Annotated in this window: 13 protein-coding genes; 2 read left to right on the top strand and 11 right to left on the bottom strand. The window is 38.0% G+C overall.

Going from position 1 to position 19131, the window contains the following annotated elements; all coding sequences use genetic code 11:
- Positions 1–358: 358 nt before the first annotated feature.
- From dld to mnmA, 8 genes are all read right to left on the bottom strand, one after another.
- Positions 359–2041 (bottom strand): D-lactate dehydrogenase, encoded by a 1683-nt coding sequence (dld, locus tag GHI93_RS05715; RefSeq protein WP_153496109.1) that lies wholly within the window; start codon positions 2039–2041, stop codon positions 359–361.
- Positions 2042–2233: 192 nt separating this feature from the next.
- The gene (gene pepV / locus GHI93_RS05710) at positions 2234–3652 is read right to left on the bottom strand and encodes a dipeptidase PepV (RefSeq protein ID WP_153496108.1); all 1419 of its coding nucleotides are present in this window, start codon (positions 3650–3652) and stop codon (positions 2234–2236) included.
- A gap of 169 nt (positions 3653–3821) precedes the next feature.
- Positions 3822–4922 carry an A/G-specific adenine glycosylase gene (mutY, locus tag GHI93_RS05705; RefSeq protein ID WP_153496107.1) on the bottom strand — a complete coding sequence of 367 codons (1101 nt, stop codon included), beginning with the start codon at positions 4920–4922 and terminating at the stop codon, positions 3822–3824.
- A 55-nt stretch (positions 4923–4977) separates the two neighbouring features.
- Positions 4978–5706: a LemA family protein gene (locus GHI93_RS05700; protein WP_153496106.1), complete on the bottom strand. Its 729-nt coding sequence runs from the start codon at positions 5704–5706 to the stop codon at positions 4978–4980.
- A 73-nt stretch (positions 5707–5779) separates the two neighbouring features.
- The gene (gene uvrC / locus GHI93_RS05695; protein ID WP_153496105.1) at positions 5780–7843 is read right to left on the bottom strand and encodes an excinuclease ABC subunit UvrC; all 2064 of its coding nucleotides are present in this window, start codon (positions 7841–7843) and stop codon (positions 5780–5782) included.
- Between the two features lie 188 nt (positions 7844–8031).
- Positions 8032–9264: a 30S ribosomal protein S1 gene (gene rpsA, locus GHI93_RS05690; RefSeq protein ID WP_153496104.1), complete on the bottom strand. Its 1233-nt coding sequence runs from the start codon at positions 9262–9264 to the stop codon at positions 8032–8034.
- Between the two features lie 177 nt (positions 9265–9441).
- The gene (locus tag GHI93_RS05685) at positions 9442–9813 is read right to left on the bottom strand and encodes a hypothetical protein (protein WP_153496103.1); all 372 of its coding nucleotides are present in this window, start codon (positions 9811–9813) and stop codon (positions 9442–9444) included.
- Positions 9814–10076: 263 nt separating this feature from the next.
- Positions 10077–11201 carry a tRNA 2-thiouridine(34) synthase MnmA gene (gene mnmA, locus GHI93_RS05680; RefSeq protein ID WP_153496102.1) on the bottom strand — a complete coding sequence of 375 codons (1125 nt, stop codon included), beginning with the start codon at positions 11199–11201 and terminating at the stop codon, positions 10077–10079.
- A 419-nt stretch (positions 11202–11620) separates the two neighbouring features.
- On the opposite strand from mnmA, the gene GHI93_RS05675 reads away from it, so the two are divergent.
- Both GHI93_RS05675 and GHI93_RS05670 read left to right on the top strand, forming a co-directional pair.
- Complete coding sequence (locus GHI93_RS05675) at positions 11621–12406, top strand: DUF4931 domain-containing protein (protein ID WP_153496101.1); 786 nt, start codon at positions 11621–11623, stop codon at positions 12404–12406.
- Positions 12407–12462: 56 nt separating this feature from the next.
- The gene (locus GHI93_RS05670; protein WP_153496100.1) at positions 12463–15087 is read left to right on the top strand and encodes a YfhO family protein; all 2625 of its coding nucleotides are present in this window, start codon (positions 12463–12465) and stop codon (positions 15085–15087) included.
- 14 nt (positions 15088–15101) lie between these two features.
- Here GHI93_RS05670 and GHI93_RS05665 read toward each other — a convergent pair whose 3' ends face one another.
- The 3 genes from GHI93_RS05665 to GHI93_RS05655 all read right to left on the bottom strand — a co-directional run bounded on the left by GHI93_RS05665 (position 15102) and on the right by GHI93_RS05655 (position 18989).
- Positions 15102–17261, bottom strand: coding sequence for a heavy metal translocating P-type ATPase (locus GHI93_RS05665; protein WP_153496099.1), 2160 nt, complete (start codon positions 17259–17261; stop codon positions 15102–15104).
- Positions 17262–17508: 247 nt separating this feature from the next.
- Complete coding sequence (locus GHI93_RS05660; protein WP_153496098.1) at positions 17509–17691, bottom strand: hypothetical protein; 183 nt, start codon at positions 17689–17691, stop codon at positions 17509–17511.
- Between the two features lie 41 nt (positions 17692–17732).
- Entirely contained in the window at positions 17733–18989 is a 1257-nt protein-coding gene (locus GHI93_RS05655) for a hypothetical protein (protein WP_153496097.1), read from the bottom strand.
- Between the last annotated feature and the right edge of the window lie 142 nt (positions 18990–19131).

The following is a 19131-nucleotide window of genomic DNA, read 5'->3' as shown; positions in this document are numbered from 1 at the left end:
CATTGTCCTCCATCTCTAAACGCGGACAACGCCACAAAAAGAAACACCTACCTGCTTGGGAATGTCTTGTCTTGTCTTGTCTCATGTTTTACCCCCTTTAGTGACGTGAGGGGAATCCCCTCCGATAGTAAGACAAACTACTTCTCTTTTATTTTAAATTTATTTTGAGTTAAGTCAAGCTTGAGTTAAGCGCTTATTTTTAGCGGTTTTAGCTTATTTTTAATTTATTTTTAGGAGGATATTTGAGTTATTTTTATTAAATTAACTGAAATCGTTTATTTTGTTTTTTAGAGAAAATAAAAACGTTCAAGATTTCCTTGAACGTTTTTAATGTAAGACCTAGTGGTCTTTTCGATTTTTATGCCCAATCTTTACGTTTACTGGTTTGTCCAATTCCTGGGTTGAAGCTGTTTGTTGGGTCATCGTCTTGATAGTGCTTAACGAGTGTTGGCGCTGCTTTATACAGGTGTCCGACATTGTGTTCTGCTGGATAAATCGCTCCACGTTCATCTAATATCTTTAGCATTTTCTCTTTCAGTGCGTGCGCATCGACTCCTTTTTTAACAATATAATCTTGATGTAGCACATGACAAAGAAAATGTCCGTAATATAATTTATGAACAAATTGGTTGGAAATTTCTTCTGGTAATGTTTCAAACCAATTTTGATCATTGCGGCGTAATGCAATGTCTAGTGGAAGAATGTCATCAATGGTATCTTGGTGAACTTCTTGATATCTAATGGCCGCTCCTGCAGCAACAAAGCGATGTAAGAAAGCATCTTCTGATTCTTTTTGTGTACAGATAAAGAAATCTCCTTGTGCTTGCTTGAAGTATTGCGTAAGGTATTGATTTGCTTCATCAAACCCGTCTCCAGAGACTTTTAATAAGAGATGATGATCATATTTTTCATGAAAATCTTCCATTCTTTTTGGAAGATGATTTGGAAAGAGCACGCGCATTTTTTGTAAAACACGGTCAGGCAAATAGGGTTTAAATAATTTTGTTTTATCTAAGATGCGCTCTGTATCAGCTTTCATTCCAAACATGTAAGGGAGAAAATCTGTTCCTAATAATTTAATGACCATAAATGAGTCTTTTCCATATTTTTTTGCAACATCATAAATTTCACGATGCATGTATTCTCCTGCGATGGGGAGATGTTTAAAGTTTGAAAGGACTTCTCGACGGATATCTTCTAGGACTTGTGGCTCATTTGTGCCAATATAGAATGTTTTTTCGTCTTTTTCTTTCTCAAATGTATCGAGTCGGACGGCAAAAACGGCAACTTTTCCTGCTGAGCCAGAAGCTTCGTAGAGTTGATTGGGATCAGCGTTGTAGCGAGCGGGTGTATCAGCATCAATATCTCGTACACGAGATTGATAGGAATGATTATGTCCATATTTTTTAGATTCTGGAACACGTTCAGGATCATAATTTCCTTCTTCTAAGTTTTTTAAGATTTCTTCTGGTGTATTTCCTAAGTCCATTCCCAAATGATTCACAAGTTGAAGGGTGTTATTTTCATCAATCTGAGCAAAAAGAGAGAGTTCTGTGTATGCTGGGCCGCGATGCACTAAAGCACCTCCTGAATTATTGCAAATGCCACCAATGACAGATGCACCAAGGCAAGATGATCCAATCACTGAATGAGGTTCACGGTTGAGTGGTTTAAGGGCATTTTCAAGTTTGTAGAGGGTCGTTCCAGGAAATGCGAGTACTTGTGTGCCCTGATTAATCAGCTGAAGTCCTTTGATTCGTGCTCCGGAAACAACCAAAACCTCACGATCATAGCCCCCATCAGGGACAGAACCTTCTGTTAAACTTGTATTTGAAGCTTGCATGATGATGATCACGCCGTGTTCATGGGCAATTTCTAAAACGTGCCACAATTCGGTCAATGTCCCTGGTTTGACGACTGCGAGTGCGTCGCCACGACCTGAGCGATAACCTTTGCGATAGCGTAAACTTTTAGATGGATCCGTAATAATATATTTTTTTTCCAAAACGGAAGATAATGCTTCAATTACTTCTTGTGACATAATTACTCCTTTTTTGATTTATTTACGGGAAAGAAAGCCATTTTTTGCTCTCATTTACTCGAAAAATCACTGCTGATGTGTCATCAACACTCTTATTTTAATATTAGGAAATCTTATTTACAAATAATTGGCTTATACGTAAACAAATGTCAACAAAAAGAAAAATCCAAGTCACATTGCTTGGATTCTGCTTTATTTTGCTAATTCATAAATCGCTTCTGCATAAATAACTGCAGCTTTAAAGAGATTTTCGACAGGTTTCATTTCATTGGCTTGATGCATAGAATCTGGTTCTCCTTCAAACATTGCACCGTAAGCCACGCCACGTTTAAGTAGCCGTCCAAATGTCCCACCACCAATGATGGTTTCGTATCCTTTAAGTCCTGTATGTTTTTCATAAACATGAATCAGAGTTGAGACGAGTGGATCTTCCATTGGAACATAGTGCGGTGTATGCACATGTGCGGACAAAGTGACCTGCTCAACACCTTCAATGGCCTGTAAAATCGTTTGCATCCGCTCTGGACTATTGCCTTGTGGGAAGCGGAAATTAAGAGCAATTGTTCCACCATTGGATGCGTCAAATGACCAAACACCTGCATTCATGGAAGTATTTCCCATCAGGTCATCAACATAGGCAACACCAAGTTTTTTTCCTTCATGATCTTCAAGTAAACGCTCGGACGCAACGCGTAAAAAGGCTGCTGCTCCGCCATTAAAGTTGTATCGATCAAGAAAATGTGCGAGATAAGTGGCGCCATTAACCCCTTTTTCGGGCATTGCTCCATGAGCGGCTTTTCCGTAAAGTGTAATTGTTGCTGTGGCACCATCTTCTACTAAGTCATAGCGCAATCCTTTGTCTTGGTATTCTTCGATGAAAGAATCCAATTGCTCTGTAAGTCCTTTCGCACCAACAATGACCGCTGTTGCGGATTCTGGAACCATATTTTCTGCGAGTCCAGCAGTGAAGCTTTGGAGAAGGACTTCACCATCATTTTTTCCTGAAAAATGGAGGTATTCTGTGATATTTCCTTTTTCACCGTTGATGATTGGAAATTCCGCATCTGGAGAAAAACCGAATTCTGGGAGTGCAAGCTCACAATGCTCGAAATAATAGTCCATATCTGCCCAGCCTGTTTCTTCATTTGTACCAACGATGAAACGAATTTTCTTTGATAATTTGACGTCTAACTCTTTTAAAATTTTCAAGCCGTAATAGCATGCCATCGTGGGACCTTTGTCATCTGAAGCGCCACGTGCGTAAAGATTACCATTGCGGATTTCTGGATTAAATGGGTCAGAATCCCATCCAGAACCTGCAGGAACAACGTCTAAATGTCCAATAATTGCAAGTGTTTCAGCATCATTTGCTGCGCCATTTTCATAGACAAAATGTCCTGCATAATTATCATAATTTTTTGTATCATAGCCATCACGTTGTGCAATCGCAAGAAAGGCGTCCAATGCTTTTCTTGGACCAGGTCCAAATGGATTTTCTGCATCTGCGTGAGCTTTGTCTTCCGCTGAATTAATGCGTAAAAGTGTGAATAAATCTTCCATCAACGCGTCTTTGCGTTTCTCAACTTCAGCATTAAAATCAATAGTTGCCATAATTATCTCCTTGAATGTGATATTATCTCTTTTTATATCAAGATGTAAACATAAATCGCTTAAAAAGCGGAAGGAAGCATTCGTTTTGGTTCCCTTTAGTAGATTCCAAAACCCGCTTTCTTGACACTTTTTATTTGCGCGCACTCTATTATACCAAAAAATCGTTCTTTTAACCGCTTTTTTTCACTCTTTTTTTTAAAATCTCAAACATTTTGACTTGCGGACCGGCAAGTGGAATATTGGTCAAATCTTTCATCCATTTCTTATTTTCATCTAATGCATCAGGATTAGGTTCGTAATTTTCCTCTATGCTACATCGAAAAAGCGCAATCTGCCATTTTTGATGAGAAAAAAGATGTTTGTAAGTACTGACAAAAGTTGTTTTTGAGATTGTTTCAGGCAATGGAGGAGGTTTTGGAATGCTGTCAGTGCTGACAGCATCGAATTCAGTAGAAGTCAGCTCAAGCATTGGGAAAAGCCACATGTGCGCAAGTAAACCAGTGGTTTCTCGCTTTTCCAAATACCATTCCCCGGCAGAATTTTGTATCGCAAAGGCAGCAAAATAATAATTTTTAACCTTCGTCTTTTTCGTTTTAATGGGGAAATTTAATGCAGTATGATGTTTATAAGAATCACAGCATTCGCTTAGCGGACACTGCTCACAATGAACCACTTTTGGAGTACACACTGTCGAACCAATATCCATCAGCGCTTGATTGAAATCACCAGGTCTGTCAGTACTGACAAGAGGCCTCAAAACTTCATCGAAAGATTTTCGCGCATTAGATTTAGAAATATCTGTGTCCAGCTCAAACAATCGACTCGTCACGCGCATCAAATTCCCATCAATTGCGGGTTCAGGAAGATCAAAGGAGATTGAACCAATCGCAGCAGCCGTGTAAGGACCGATTCCTTTGAGTGATCGAATGTCTGTCAGGGTCTCTGGAAATGCTCCGCCAAAGTCTGTCATGACTTGCTGAGCGGCAATTTTTAAATGGCGTGCACGAGAATAATAGCCCAAACCTTCCCAAGCCTTCAAAACCACTGCATCCTCTGCTTGCGCGAGGGTTTGAATGGTCGGAAATTTTCTCATAAATCGCTCATAATATGGAATGACTGTTTCCACTTGTGTTTGTTGACTCATGATTTCAGAAATCCAGATGCGATAAGGATCTTTTGTTTTTCTCCACGGTAATGGCTTTTTGTTGAAATCATACCACGCTAACAAATTCATTTGAAATTGATTAATATTTTCTTCATTAATTTTCATTATTTTCATTATAACATAACAAAAAAATTAACTTGAAAAGTTAATTTCTAATCTTTTAAAATTCGATATGATCTAAATCACTTAAAAATTTATCCTCTTCTGTCGCGTTTTTTTCCATCAGATGATAATTTTCTTCTTTCCATCCAAATCTTCGTTTAAAAAGAAATCCAGGAAAACTATTAATTTGTGTATTATAACTGGCGACACTCTCATTAAAAATTAAAATTTGATGAAGAATCTCATTTTCCTTACGCACAATACGCTCAATCAACTCTGAAACCCAGACATTTGTTTTCAGATTCGTGTGTTGTTCGACAAAATTCTTCAAACTTTCTGAATCCGTAATCTTCTCGATATTTTCAAGTGCATCGCTTTCCTTTTTCTTTGGTGTTTTATTTTTCGATAAAGCACCTTGATCCATAGATTGCATCACATTTTCGGTCGTTTTAATTTGCTGTTGAGTCGAGTCGGTATGCTGTGATCGCTCCACTGTTTTAAATTTTTCAATCACTTCATTCGTCTTCAACACTAAAGAATCACGACTTTTTTCACTCGCGTAAATGTCACTTTTTTCTTGTAACAACTTTTGTTTTGAACGTGCAATACTGTTGATTTGTAATACAAGTGATACGACAATGGTCACGAGTGCTGATGTCAAGACCCAAAGTTCAACCTCAAAATCGGTCTGTTTGAACTGACTAAAAGGAATGATCGTAATCAGCATAATGAGTAAATACAAGCCAAGAAATCTAAAAATTGAACCTAAGTATCCTTTTCTTTTCATTTCATTCTCCTTGATAAATCAGACAATTGGTATTTTATTGATTATATCAAACATTATTGCATTTGTCAATTTTTTATTTTTTTAGCGCTTTTATTTCTCGTTTTACTGGTACTTGATCTTTGAGCGATTCCCAATTTTCATTGACTTGAAAAGATTCTGACAGCTTTTCTTTGACGCGTTTTGCGACATCAAAAGGTAATCCAATCGCTTCAATTTCTTCGATACTTGCAGCTTCTAACGCTTTCAAATTTTTAAAAGTCGTTAGTAATTTTTGCTTTCGTTTTGGTCCAAGACCAAGAATTCCGTCTAATTTACTCGAAAATATATTTTTTCCACGTAATTGTCTGTGAAAGGTAATTGCAAAACGATGCACTTCATCCTGAATTCTGGTCAGTAAGAAAAATTCCTGTGATTGACGTCCCAAATCAACAACTTCAAGCGGATCTCCAAAGAGTAATTCACTCGTTTGGTGCTTATCATTTTTTTGCATCCCAGCGACAGGAATCTTCAAACCCAATTCTTTTAACACTTGCTTTGCACTATTGACCTGACCTGCACCACCATCCATCGCAATCAAATCTGGAAGTACTGTTTTTTCTTTGATGGCTCGTGAGTAACGTCTTGTCATAACCTCTCGCATTGAAGCGTAATCATCTGCTCCAACGACAGTTTTAATCTTATATTTCCGATAATCTTTTTTGCTAGGTTTTCCATCAATAAACACAACCATCGCAGAAACTGGTGATGTTCCCATGATATTAGAATTATCAAAACTCTCGATTCTCACAGGTTTTGGAATCCCAAGAATTTTTCCTAAATTTTCAACAGCATGCGTTGAGCGTTCCAACTCTCGCTCTGCCACGCGAAATTTCAAAATCAACTGCTCTTGGGCATTTTTCATCGCCATATTTACCAGCTGTTTTTTCTCCCCTTGTTTTGGTTGAATCACTTTCAAACGTGCTTGCGTTTTTTTGATCTTTTCTGCATTCAATTCCCGATCCAGTTTGACAATCGATTGTTCGACATCTTGATCTGAAAATTTTACCATCTTAGGACTAAATATCTGCTGACGCCAGACTTGAGCGGACTCTGACTGATTTTTATCTCCAAAAACAAGCCTGTCAGCGCTGACAAGATTTTCTGTCAGTACTGACGAAGTTGCTGAAGCCGCTTGAACAACAGCCTCAACATCTTCTTTTTCGATGCCTTGCGGAATCAATACTTCTTGAGGTAGGATGTGATTTTGATTTTGATAAAATTGTCCCACATACGACAAAAAATCATCCTCAGCATCACTATACACTGGAAACATATTCACATCGCGTTGAATGACTTTCCCTTGGCGCACAAAAAAGACCTGCACACACATCCAGCCATTGATTGTGTAATAACCAAAAACATCGCGATCTTTCAAATCTTGATTCATCACCCGCTGTTTAGTTCTTAACGTACTGATGGCTTGGATAGTATCACGATATTGGGCGGCTTGTTCAAAGTCCAGCTGATTTGATGCCTTCTCCATTTTACTTTTGAGTGTTTCAATCACTCTTTGATCATTTCCAGTCAAAAATTGACGTACGTCTTCAGTCATTATTTTGAAAACTTCTGGGTCTGTATGATTAACGACAGGGCACAAGCATTGATGGATATGATAATAAAAGCACACTTTTTTCTCATTTAATCCACATTTCCTAAAAGGAAAAATCCGATCCATCAACCGTTTTACTTCATTTGCGGCTTTCACATCAGGATAAGGTCCGAAATAAGAAGCACCATCTTTTTTCACTTGACGCACCACCACTAATCTGGGATACTTCTCATTTGTCACTTTGATGAAGGGATAATATTTATCATCCTTTAGCAAAATGTTGTATTTTGGTTTATAACGTTGAATCAAATTAATCTCAAGCACCAAGGACTCAACATTTGAGCCCACAACAATCCACTCTAAATCCTCGATTTCAGATACCAAAAGTTCTGTTTTCGTATTATGCGACCCGTGAAAATAAGATCTGACCCGATTTTTCAGATTCTTAGCTTTTCCAACATAAATCACCGTTCCATTTTTATCTTTATGTAAATAAACGCCTGGATGTTCAGGCAATAATTCTAATTTTGCTTTAATGGTTGAGTTCATATTGCTTATTATAACACAGCCCAAGAGCTCGCAGGCATTGAAAAGTTGAAAAATAAAAAAACACCGAAAAAATGAACGTGTTCGACGCATTTTATCCATTTTCACACTTTTTAATGAGGAGATCCTGATCGAAACAAAAACACAATATCACATAAAAAAAAGATGCCAAAGGCATCTCGATTTATTTCTTATTTCAAGAATTCGCTCATGTCGAAATCTTCGCCCAAAAAGTCTGCAAGACCGAAGCCTTCTTGAGTTTCTGGTAATTCGTATGAAGGTTTAGCGGCTTTGCGTGGTGCACGTGGTTTGCGATCACGTTTTTCACCGTCATTGTCGTTGTTACGAGCAGGACGAGCTGGTGCTTCTTCAAGCGCTTTGATTGACAAGCTGATTCGTTGTTCTTCTGGTTTAACATCGAGTACTTTAACGTTTACAACTTGACCCACTTTAAGCACGTCTTTTGGATTTTCAACGCGTTCCCAAGAGATTTGAGAAACGTGAACAAGACCTTCAACACCTGGATAAAGTTCAACAAATGCACCAAAGTCAGTCAAACGTTTTACAGTTCCCTCAACAGTTGATCCAGCAGGTGCTTTTTCTTCAACTTCTTCCCAAGGCCCTTTTTGAGTTGCTTTAAGAGAAAGTGAAAGACGACCAGCTTCTTCATCAAGTTTCAAGATTTTAACTTGTACTTCATCGCCTGGTTTAACAACATCTGAAGGACGTTTTACACGGTTGTGGCTTAATTCAGAGACGTGAACTAATCCATCAATTCCACCAAGGTCAACGAAAGCACCAAAGTTAGTCACACGAGAGACAGTTCCTTCAACGATATCGCCTTCTTGAAGTTGAGCAAATGCTTCTTTTTTAGCTTCTGCAGCTTCTGCTTCAACAACAGCACGACGGCTCAAGATGAACCGATTTTCAGAAGCGTTCACTTCGATGATTTTAGCTTCGATTTCTTCGCCGACAAACTTCTTAGTATCTTTCACAAAGTAAGTGTCAATCATTGATGCTGGGATAAATCCACGAACACCATTGAAGTCAACGGAAAGTCCACCTTTGACATCCTTTGTGACTTTAACTGTGACGATTTCGCCTTCTTTTCCTTCAAGGTCAGTCCAAGCTTTGCGAGCTTCAAGACGTTTCAATGAGAGAAGATATACGTTTGCGCCTTCTGCGTCTTTACCAACGATTTGCTTAATAACAAGCAAGTCAAGGACGTCACCTGGTTTAACAAATGTATTGATATCAGCATCGCGGTCGCTTGTGATTTCGCGGAGTGTAAGGACACCTTCTACACCTGTACCAACAATAGCCACTTGTGCTTGGTTGTTTTCAATAGAAAGGATTTCACCCTTAACGACGTCACGTACTTTAACGTCTTCAACGCTGTTTAATAATGTTTCAAATTCGTTCATTTGTAAAAAAAATTCCTCCAACAATTTGGCTGGCACACAGCCATAAACCGTATTATATCATACTTTGTTATAAATGAAAAGTCTTTTTCAAAACTTTTTTCAAAAACTTTTGAAATCTGTTCTATTATTTTTAAAATTCAACATTTTTCTTAACTTTTTTGAGTAATTTTTAATGGTTCACTCATGATAAGCGGTCACGCTTTTAATCAATTCCTTATTTAAAATCGTCTGAGCCATTATGATGCGATCCTTGCCTTGATCTGTCGGATCAAAAATCCCTGTGCGATCAATTTGACCATTTTCTAGTAACACAGGAATTGGCGTGCCTTTAGGATAGAAGATAAAAGGCGCTGCATTTTCTATTTCAGGTCGTTCTAATGCTACCGCACCACTGTTTTCTTGACCTTTTACACTGAGAAAATAGCGTTGATTCCCGTACCAGACACAATTTTCTTTGATGACAAATTGAATTCCTTCAAGAGAGGGGTTACTCTTCCATTTTCCTTGCAAAGTTGAAAAGTCCCCTGTGAGAATCTGATTAATTTTCATTTCATAAATCTCATCCATTTTATAAAATTGAACGTGATTTTTGATCCTTTGATTTGGAATTTTTGCTTGATTTGTCCATCGATGTGTTGAAATAATTCCTATGCACAAAAAACATAAGATCGCGACAAAATTCACAAATATGATGCGCTTTCTTTTTAAATCCATCTTTTTTTACCTGTTCCTATTATTATAATTACATTATAACAAAATGAGATTAAAATAAGAAAAGATATAAAAAAAAATAGCGCAGTGCTATTTTTTGTTTATTGATACTGCATGACTTTTCCATCTTTGTAGGCAAAATCAATCAGTGCACCACCAAGGCACTCTTGTTGATCATAAAAAACGACAGCCTGACCTGGTGTGATTGCACGGACTGGTGCATCAAAATCAACGGTAACTTGATCTCCATTGACATGGAGAGTAACACCTGTATCTTCTTGCCGATAGCGAAATTTTGCAGTGCATTTCAAATCAAAAACTTCAGGCATTGTTTTTGTGAAACTAACTTGACTTGCAGATAAACTCGTGGAATAGAGGTGTTCGTGATGAAACCCTTGTCCAACATAAAGCGTATTGGTCGCCAAATCTTTTCCGACCACAAACCAAGGTTGAGAATCCTCTTGACCATGCTGACCTCCGATACCTAAACCACCACGCTGACCGATTGTATAATACATCAAACCAGCGTGAGCTCCCATATCTTTTCCGTCAAGCGTCATCATGCGTCCTGCTTTTGCTGGCAGATAAGTGCTTAAAAAAGTTTTAAAATTCTTTTCTCCAATGAAACAAATGCCTGTGGAATCTTTCTTTTTAGCTGTTGCAAGTCCTGCTTTTTCAGCAATTTTTCTAACTTCTGGTTTTTCGATGTTTCCAATAGGAAACATGACTTTTTGAAGTTGTTCTTGTGAGAGTTGACTTAAAAAATACGTCTGATCTTTGTTAGAATCATCGCCGCGCAGCATGTGCACAGTACCATTCTCATCTCGACTGACTTTTGCATAATGTCCTGTTGCGACATAATCAGCGCCAAGCGCCATCGCATAATCAAGAAATGCTTTGAATTTGATTTCTTTATTACACATCACATCAGGATTTGGTGTGCGTCCCGCACGATATTCTGCCAGAAAATATTCGAATACACGATCCCAATATTCTTTTTCAAAATTCACGGAATAGTAGGGAATGCCAATCTGATCAGCTACTGCGGCAACATCTTTGTAATCTTCTGTTGCAGTACAGACACCAAATTCATCAGTATCATCCCAATTTTTCATGAATACACCAATGACATCATAGCCTTGCTCTTTGAGCAAAAGTGCTGTCACTGAGCTATCAACGCCGCCAGACATACCGACGACGACACGAGTTTTAGAGTTATCTACCATTTTTTACCATCTCTTTCTTTTAGATTTTATTATTTCAGTTGAAGGCTGAAAAATAATAGGTAACTTACTCAGTATAGCAGATTTTGACAAATAAAAAAAGGGATGGATTTTGATTGTTCCTTTGAAGTGGGGAATATTCTTTTATAATGGCTGTACACTAAAATTTCTTCTTTGTAGAAACGGCTTTGGTAGATAAAGAAGTCAATGTTAAATCACTAAAAGTAAAAAGGATTCATCATACGAAGATTGAAATCTTTGGTAAAATCGAGATATCACTACTTCGAAAAAATATATTTTTTAAGCATAAAGATTTTTTGATGCTTTATTTTGATTTCTGTATTTATGGGTTTGTTTAAAATTTAGTGGCGTAAGTGACTTGGAATTTTGTGTCGTCTGACAAGGTGTGCTATAATAGGAACATGATTCATGAAATAGAAAATCCATTAGTATTTAACTCTGATGTCAATAGTGTCAAGTATGAAAAGGGACAAGAAACGCATCAAACTTGTCCGTTTTGTGAGGTGGAGCAATTAACGGATCTTTTGCGGACCTCAGGACATAAAATTTGGCTAAAAAATAAATATGCTACGCTTGAAGATGCTCTCATGACGGTCATCATTGAGTCAGACAAACATCTTGGGGATGTTTCTGTTTATTCAAAAGAGGAAAATCGGTCGGTTTTTCAGTTTGCTTTTGATTGCTGGGATGAATTGATTGCGTCAAAGCACTATCGGTCCGTTTTGATGTTTAAAAACTTTGGGCCGCGCTCTGGTGGGACTTTGCGTCATCCTCACATGCAAATTGTGGGATTAAAAGAGGTTGATGGCTACCAACACATTTCAAAAGAGCATTTTGAAGGGGTAGAAATCAAGAAAAATGGGGTGACGATTACGATTTCTACGCACCCCATCATGGGATTTGTGGAATTTAATGTGATCATTCATCAGTTGGACCAAGTTGAAACGTTGGCTGATGATGTGCAAGTGATTACGCAGTATCTTTTGAATGATTATTTAAATGGACGGTGTGATTCTTATAATTTATTTTTCCATCATCTTGACAATCAGTACATTTGTAAGGTTGTTCCGCGCTTTATTACGTCGCCTTATTATATTGGGTATAAGATTTCGCAGGTCAATCAGTTGAAAAAATTAAAGGAAATCGCAAGTGAATTGAGCGAAAAATTAAAAAGGGATCTGGGATGATTCTTTTTTTGTGGATTAAGGGCGAGATTTTAAGGATTTTTAGTTATAATAGGGATATGATCAATTTTATAAAGAAAAATAAGTGGTTTTTAGGGCTGAGTGTCGTGATTCCTTTGGCTTTGATGGGAATCGTACTTTTTGCCAATGGAATTTATTGGGGAAGTTCACGCTCGATTTTGGCGGGAGATTCTTATCATCAGTATGTGGCATTGCACGCGCTATATCGCAATATTTTGCACTCTGGTGGACACGAGGGGTTCTTTTATACTTTCACGAGTGGCCTGGGGTTGAACTTATATGCTTTTTCAGCTTATTATATGGGCAGTTTTTTCATGCCGCTTACGTTTTTCTTTAATGTCCATCAGATGCCCGATGCGTTATATTTACTGACTTTACTAAAGACGGGAAGTATGGGATTAAGTTTTTATGTTGCTTTTAAGAATTGTTATCAAAAGCTCTCTGGATGGGTGATTTTAGGACTTTCTTGTGCGTATGCTTTGATGAGCTTTGTGACGAGTCAAATCGAAATCATCATGTGGCTTGATGTATTCATTTTGCTTCCTTTGGTGATTTGGGGACTCCACCGTTTACAGGACAAAAGAAAACGCTGGCTTTATTTTGTGAGTGTTACGATTTTATTTATTCAAAATTATTATTTTGGATTTATGGTTGCGCTATTTTTGGTTTTTTATTTTTTGGCACGTACCGCTTTAGGTCGATGGTCCTGGAAAGTGGGGGTTGATTTTATCGTAACTTCACTTTGTGCTGGGATATCGAGTTTAGTGATGCTTTTGCCGATGTATTTGGATTTAAAAAGTAATAATTCGGATGCTTTTTCACAGGTTACACAGCTTTTTTCAGCTGGAGCAAAACCGTTTGATGTGTTCGCTAAAAATTTCGTGGGAAGTTATGATACTACGCAATATGGTGCGGTTCCGATGATTTATGTGGGGCTTTTTCCTTTGATTTTGGCGGTGTTATTTTTCTTTATTAAAGGACTAAGTTGGCGAGTAAAAGTCAGTTATTTAGGATTGATTTTGATTCTTGTTGCTTCTTTTAATATTCAAGTGTTGGATTTGTTTTGGCAAGGGATGCATTCTCCGAATATGTTTTTGCATCGTTACGCATTTTTATGGAGTATATTGATCCTGATTTTAGCCTGTGAAGCTTTGGCGCGCATCGATCAATTGGTACTTTGGCGCGTGTTTCTTGTTGTTATTTTACTTGGAATCGGCTTTAGTGCAGCGGTGATTTTTGGAAATTATGCGTATTTGAAACTTGAAAATATTTTATTAACAGCACTTTTTGCTTTGGCTTACGTGATTTTAGGTTTAGGATATTTTAAAAAATGGATCCCAAAAACGCTATTATTTGTGATTTTATTTGTTTTTATGGCATTTGAATCCGGGATAAATGGTTTTTTTCAAGTGGCAGGTGTTCAAAAAGAGTGGAATTTTGCGGATCGTTCCTATTATAATGATCAAACGAAATTTTTAAATCCGCTGGCACAAAAGGTACGACAGTTGAGTGCTTCTGCTTTGGTCAGGACTGAAAATACTGTACCTGATACAGCAAATGATGGGATGAAATATAACTATAACAGTGTGTCCCAATTTTCATCCGTGAGAAATAGTCATTCTAGTTCAGCCATGAAAGCGCTCGGTTTTCATACGGATAGCACCTATTTGAATTTGCGTTACCCACAAAATACACTTTTAATGGATGGAATTTTTGCGATTCGTTATAATATCAACAGTTCACAGCCTGCAAAGTATGGATTTAAAGCTGTCAGTACTGACAAAAAATTCTCAGCGCTGACAGAAAATACGAATGCTCAAAACATCGGAATTTTTGTTCCAGGAGCTTATCATGATTTTAGTTTTTTGTCTGGCCAAGATAATGAATCCCTCACAAATCAGACCAACTTTATCAATGCATTAACCAACCAAATCCACCACTTTTATCAGCAAGTCTATCCCAATAGCGAAGTAACTGAGGATAAGATTACAGGGTTTTCAAACCAAGTCACACTTTCTAAAAAACCAAATCAGACCAGTGATGTCGCGGTGACTTACGGGATTACTGCGCCTGCAAACAGTCAATTTTACTTGTCTGTACCCAATCTCACCTACAGCTCAACGAACTCAAAAAGTATGATGTTGACAGTTGGAAAAGTGCTGAAAACAGGGCAACTTTCTCCACTTTCTGGCTATTCTGTCAGCACTGATGATGTCGGTCACTACTTTGATTTGGGGTATTTCACTCAAGAAACACGGATCAAAGTGACCATCAGTTTTCCTAAAAACTCACAAGTTTCCTTTGATACAACGTCCTTTTGGGCGCTTGATACGAAAAAATTTTCGTCAGTAATGACAGAAATGAAATCCAGTCCTGTCCGTGTAACTCAAGAAAAAAACGGGGTCAATTTTGAGGTCACTGCAAAATCGAACGGCGATCTTTTTGTCAGTCTGCCCTATGACAAAGGTTGGGCGGCATCTGTTGATGGAAAAGTCGAAAAAATCAAACGTGCGCAGGGCGGATTTATGAAAATCAAACTGGAAAAAGGAACTCACCAGATTCACATGCGTTTCGTCCCTGATGGCTTTAAGCTCGGTCTTGCTGCATTTTTTATCGGAATCTTCCTTTTTATCGGCTACGATCGGTTACAAAAAAAGCACTAACGTGCTTTTTTCACTCATTTCAAATGGGTTTTGGTCAACAAAAGTGAGTTCAAAATGACGCTGACAGAAGATAAACTCATGGCTGCCGCTGCTAACATTGGATTTAATAACCCGAATGCTGCCAACGGAATTCCGATGACATTGTAGAAAAATGCCCAAAAATAATTTTGTTTGATCTTTCTCATTGTTTTATCAGAAACATCTAATAACGTAGTGATTTTATTGAGTTTTCCACCAATGACAGTAACATCTCCTGCCTCCATTGCGATATCTGATCCTGTCGCCATCGCAACACCAACACTGCTTGAAGCCAGTGCAATCGCATCATTAATGCCATCACCAACCATCATCGCATTTGGAGTTTTTTGAATCATTTGCGCCTTTTCTTCAGGCGCTAATCCCGCTTTTATCTCATCTAAATGAACGTAAGACTGAATTTTTTGTGCAGAATGTGCATTGTCGCCAGTCAGCATCACAGTCTTGATTTTCCTTTTCTTTAGCTGCTGAATCGTATCAATCGCTTCTGGTTTGATGGTTGAGCCAAAGGTCGCTGTGGCAAGCCATTGTTTCTCGTTTGCGAGATAAATGACTGTATCTTTTGATTCAGGCACATCAAGTCCCAAATCCTGCATGAGTTTTTGATTTCCTGCATAAAACTGCTGTCCATCAATAGTGGCTGTCACGCCTCGGCCAGCAATTTCTGTCACATTTTGGAGACTGTCAGTACTGACAGAAACGCGAGTAAGCAAGGTCTTATCAGTTGCAGTCAAATGAAAGCGCTCAGCACTGACAGTTTTTGTAAGTGATTTTGCCAGAGGATGATTCGAGCGTGATTCCAACAAATACAACGTTTCAAGCGCTTTTTGATTTCCATCAAAAGCGATTAGTTCAAATTTTCCTGTTGTGATCGTTCCTGTTTTATCAAAGAAAATCGTTTTTATCGTCTGCGCTAATTCTAACGCATTCGCATTTTTAATCAATAAACCATATTTTGCAGCAAGCCCTGTTCCTGAAATGATTGCCGTTGGTGTTGCAAGCCCAAGCGCACAAGGACAAGCAATAACAAGCGTCGCTACGGCATGCATAATCGCTGTCAAAAGCACTCCAGAAACCCACCACGTGATTGCAAATGTCAAAAGTGCAATAATCAATACAATCGGTACAAAGATATTAGAAATTCGATCCGCCATTTTTTGAATATTTGGCTTAGCACTTTGCGCTTCTGACATCATCTCGACCATTCTTGAGATCGTAGAATCGTTCAAATCATGGACGACTTGAGCAATAATTTCACTGTCAAGATTAATTCCTCCCTCAAACAACGCATCGCCAGCAGATTTGACCACCGGCAAATCCTCACCAGTCAGATGTGATTCATCAAAAGATGCAGTTCCTGACAAAATTTTAACATCCAAAGGTACTTTTTCACCTGCAAGAATCCTAATTTTTTCACCTTTTTTGATGGCTTCAATCGCAACATCTCCCGATAAACGATGGACTGTTGTAGCCCGTGCGCTCATCAAACTTGTGATGGCATCCGTTGTTTTTTCTTTTGCACGATGTTCAAGTACTTTTCCCATAACTACTAGCGTAATGATCACCATGGAGGATTCAAAATTTAGCGCATTGGCTTTGCCCATCAGCACTGACAAAATTAAACTTGAAAAATAAGCGACCGATGTCCCAAGTGCTACCAAAACATCCATATTGGCTGATTTATTTTTCAAAGCATGATATGCTCCCACATAAAATCTCGCCCCCACGATGAACTGTACGGGTGTCGCCAAAACAAGCTGAAAAATCGGATTTGAAAGAAATGTCAATCCTGGAATGTGCCATTGAAAAACATGCAAAATCATTTCAAATAATAATGGCAATGTCAAAATGACCGAGCCCACAAGAGAGAAATACAAGCGTTTTTCTCTTTTTTTTGCCTCTTGCGCAATTTTTTCTTGATGGGCTTTATCATTGACAATCGCCCCATATCCTGCTGCTTCAACCAACCGAATGATTTCTTGATCTGACAGCTGATCATCGGCTAAAACTTTCGCCTTCTCTGTCGCCAAATTCACTGTCGCTTCCGACACATGATCTGACGCATTGAGTGCTTTTGAGACCGTGTTCACGCAATTCGCACAGGTCATTCCAGTAATCACAAAACTTTGACTTCTCATCTTTTTCTCCTTTTTTCCTTTTTCTTGATGCGCTATACTTATAGTTTACACTTGTAAACGTAAAATGTCAAGAAAAAAACTATTATTTATACAACTTGTGAGCGTAACCGCAATTTTTCAACATTTGATTGCGTAAAATGGATAAAAAAAACCGCTAAAATAACTTGTTCCCCTGCCAAATTTCCAGCCAAAAATAATTTTGGCTGAAAAAATAGAGATAGACTAAATTTGTCCTATCTCTATTTTTTTACAGTTGATTTTGCTGATTAGTTGATAAGTCAGCTAACCCAGCCGCCAAATCGAACGCAGGTTCAATCTCTTGAGCCGAACCACCCCCGTTTGGACTTTCTTGTGATAGTTCCTCCAATGCAGCACTAAATGCTTCTATACTAATTTTTTCGTTCATTAGTTTAACCTCCGTGACTATCATTGTCTCAAATCTTTTATAAAGAGTAAAATGCTATGTCCGACTTAAAGAACTAGCTCACTCGCTTTCTGCATAGGTTTACTATCAAATTCTGAACTTAAATCAGAAAGGGCAAGCACAAAATCATCTAAATTTTCATCTGTAACGGGACTGTAAGTCTCGCTAAGCTCTCGCACACGTTTTTTAATTTCAAATTTTGATTTTGCCATTTCTAAAAGCTCGTTAAACATCTCCAATACTTTTTTACGTAATTCTTCAAGTTTGGACTGTTCATCAGATAGGCGCTTTTTAATATGAATTAACTTCATCTCATGTTGTTCTAAATCTTGCTCTCGGCGATTTTGCTGTGTTTCTCTTTCTTTAATACCCTCAACCATGACGACAAACATTTCCTCAACCATGACGACAAACATTTCTTGACTTTGTTTAATCTCTTTAGCCTGAGTCAAAATATCAGCGTTTTCTGATTTTAGTTTACCATTCATGCGCTTTAAACCTGCATTTGTTGCTTTAGTCTTGACTCTTTCCTTTTTAGAAATTCCACGCACCAAATCAAATTTTTGCCTTGTTTTTAGGTCAAAGTTTGAAAAATCTGCTAAGTGGTCTTGCATAGCTCGACCTGCTTCGCCTTTTGTCAGACCTCGAATTAATGATTTATCAACTTTAATTTTTTTGCCTAATTCTTTAGATTTTTTCCGTGCTTCATTATTTAAAGTCTGATTATAACGTTCTTCTTCCTTTGTCGTTCCTCGCAAAATGGTGCGAATATCACGATTCATAATTTTTACATCAAGACCAGAAGCTATAAAATCAAAGTGTGGGCTAGTTTCATCAAAATGTATAGCACATTCTCTAATTTTTCCATACCGTTCAGATTGTTTATGAGCAGATTGAACGAGGTCAGTATAAGCAAGTTTGACGTTTTTTATCGCTTCTGAACTTTGCTTATCGCTAGGCAAAGCCTGTAATTCTCCGTCTTCATTCTCTGCATATTTCCAACCAAGAGCCGTTAAGCTCTCAAAAGATAAGGTAATATTTCCCGTTAGAAAAGCATTACGATTGCTTTTAAATTTTGTTCCCTCTGCCTTCTCATAAGCTTTTACTTCTTGCTTCAAGTGTTTCATCAAATCAGGCTCATGAACAAGTCTAATATTATAGCTCGTCAATTTTGGCATGATATGACTATCTGTATGTTCCGCAACTTCAAGCCCCTCTTTTTCACTCTGGCGACTGATATGATGAACTATAACCTCTCTCATGTCGTCCATTGTCCTACCAGCTAAATCAATGCTAAATGACATATTAAGCACCTCGATATATCTTTGACTTACTAACATCATACCGTATAAACATCATGAAATCAAAGCAACTGTCATAGATAACCGCACCTCGGTGCAGTATTCTGTGAATACTCCGAGCTCTGCGAGGCTGTCGGGCATAAGC

The sequence above is a fragment of the Lactococcus hircilactis genome, assembly GCF_009601015.1.
In the GTDB taxonomy this organism is placed as follows: Bacteria; Bacillota; Bacilli; order Lactobacillales; family Streptococcaceae; genus Lactococcus; species Lactococcus hircilactis.
This window is presented reverse-complemented; position numbering and strand designations above follow the sequence as displayed.

Bases quoted from the DNA above. Each gene is read 5' to 3' on its own strand.
- uvrC (WP_153496105.1), bottom strand. From the start codon at position 7,843: ATGAACTCAACCATTAAAGCAAAATTAGAATTATTGCCTGAACATCCA.
- rpsA (WP_153496104.1), bottom strand. From the start codon at position 9,264: ATGAACGAATTTGAAACATTATTAAACAGCGTTGAAGACGTTAAAGTA.
- pepV (WP_153496108.1), bottom strand. From the start codon at position 3,652: ATGGCAACTATTGATTTTAATGCTGAAGTTGAGAAACGCAAAGACGCG.
- mutY (WP_153496107.1), bottom strand. From the start codon at position 4,922: ATGAAAATTAATGAAGAAAATATTAATCAATTTCAAATGAATTTGTTA.
- GHI93_RS05700 (WP_153496106.1), bottom strand. From the start codon at position 5,706: ATGAAAAGAAAAGGATACTTAGGTTCAATTTTTAGATTTCTTGGCTTG.
- GHI93_RS05655 (WP_153496097.1), bottom strand. From the start codon at position 18,989: ATGTCATTTAGCATTGATTTAGCTGGTAGGACAATGGACGACATGAGA.
- mnmA (WP_153496102.1), bottom strand. From the start codon at position 11,201: ATGGTAGATAACTCTAAAACTCGTGTCGTCGTCGGTATGTCTGGCGGC.
- dld (WP_153496109.1), bottom strand. From the start codon at position 2,041: ATGTCACAAGAAGTAATTGAAGCATTATCTTCCGTTTTGGAAAAAAAA.
- GHI93_RS05670 (WP_153496100.1), top strand. From the start codon at position 12,463: ATGATCAATTTTATAAAGAAAAATAAGTGGTTTTTAGGGCTGAGTGTC.
- GHI93_RS05665 (WP_153496099.1), bottom strand. From the start codon at position 17,261: ATGAGAAGTCAAAGTTTTGTGATTACTGGAATGACCTGTGCGAATTGC.
- GHI93_RS05685 (WP_153496103.1), bottom strand. From the start codon at position 9,813: ATGAAAATTAATCAGATTCTCACAGGGGACTTTTCAACTTTGCAAGGA.
- GHI93_RS05675 (WP_153496101.1), top strand. From the start codon at position 11,621: ATGATTCATGAAATAGAAAATCCATTAGTATTTAACTCTGATGTCAAT.
- GHI93_RS05660 (WP_153496098.1), bottom strand. From the start codon at position 17,691: ATGATAGTCACGGAGGTTAAACTAATGAACGAAAAAATTAGTATAGAA.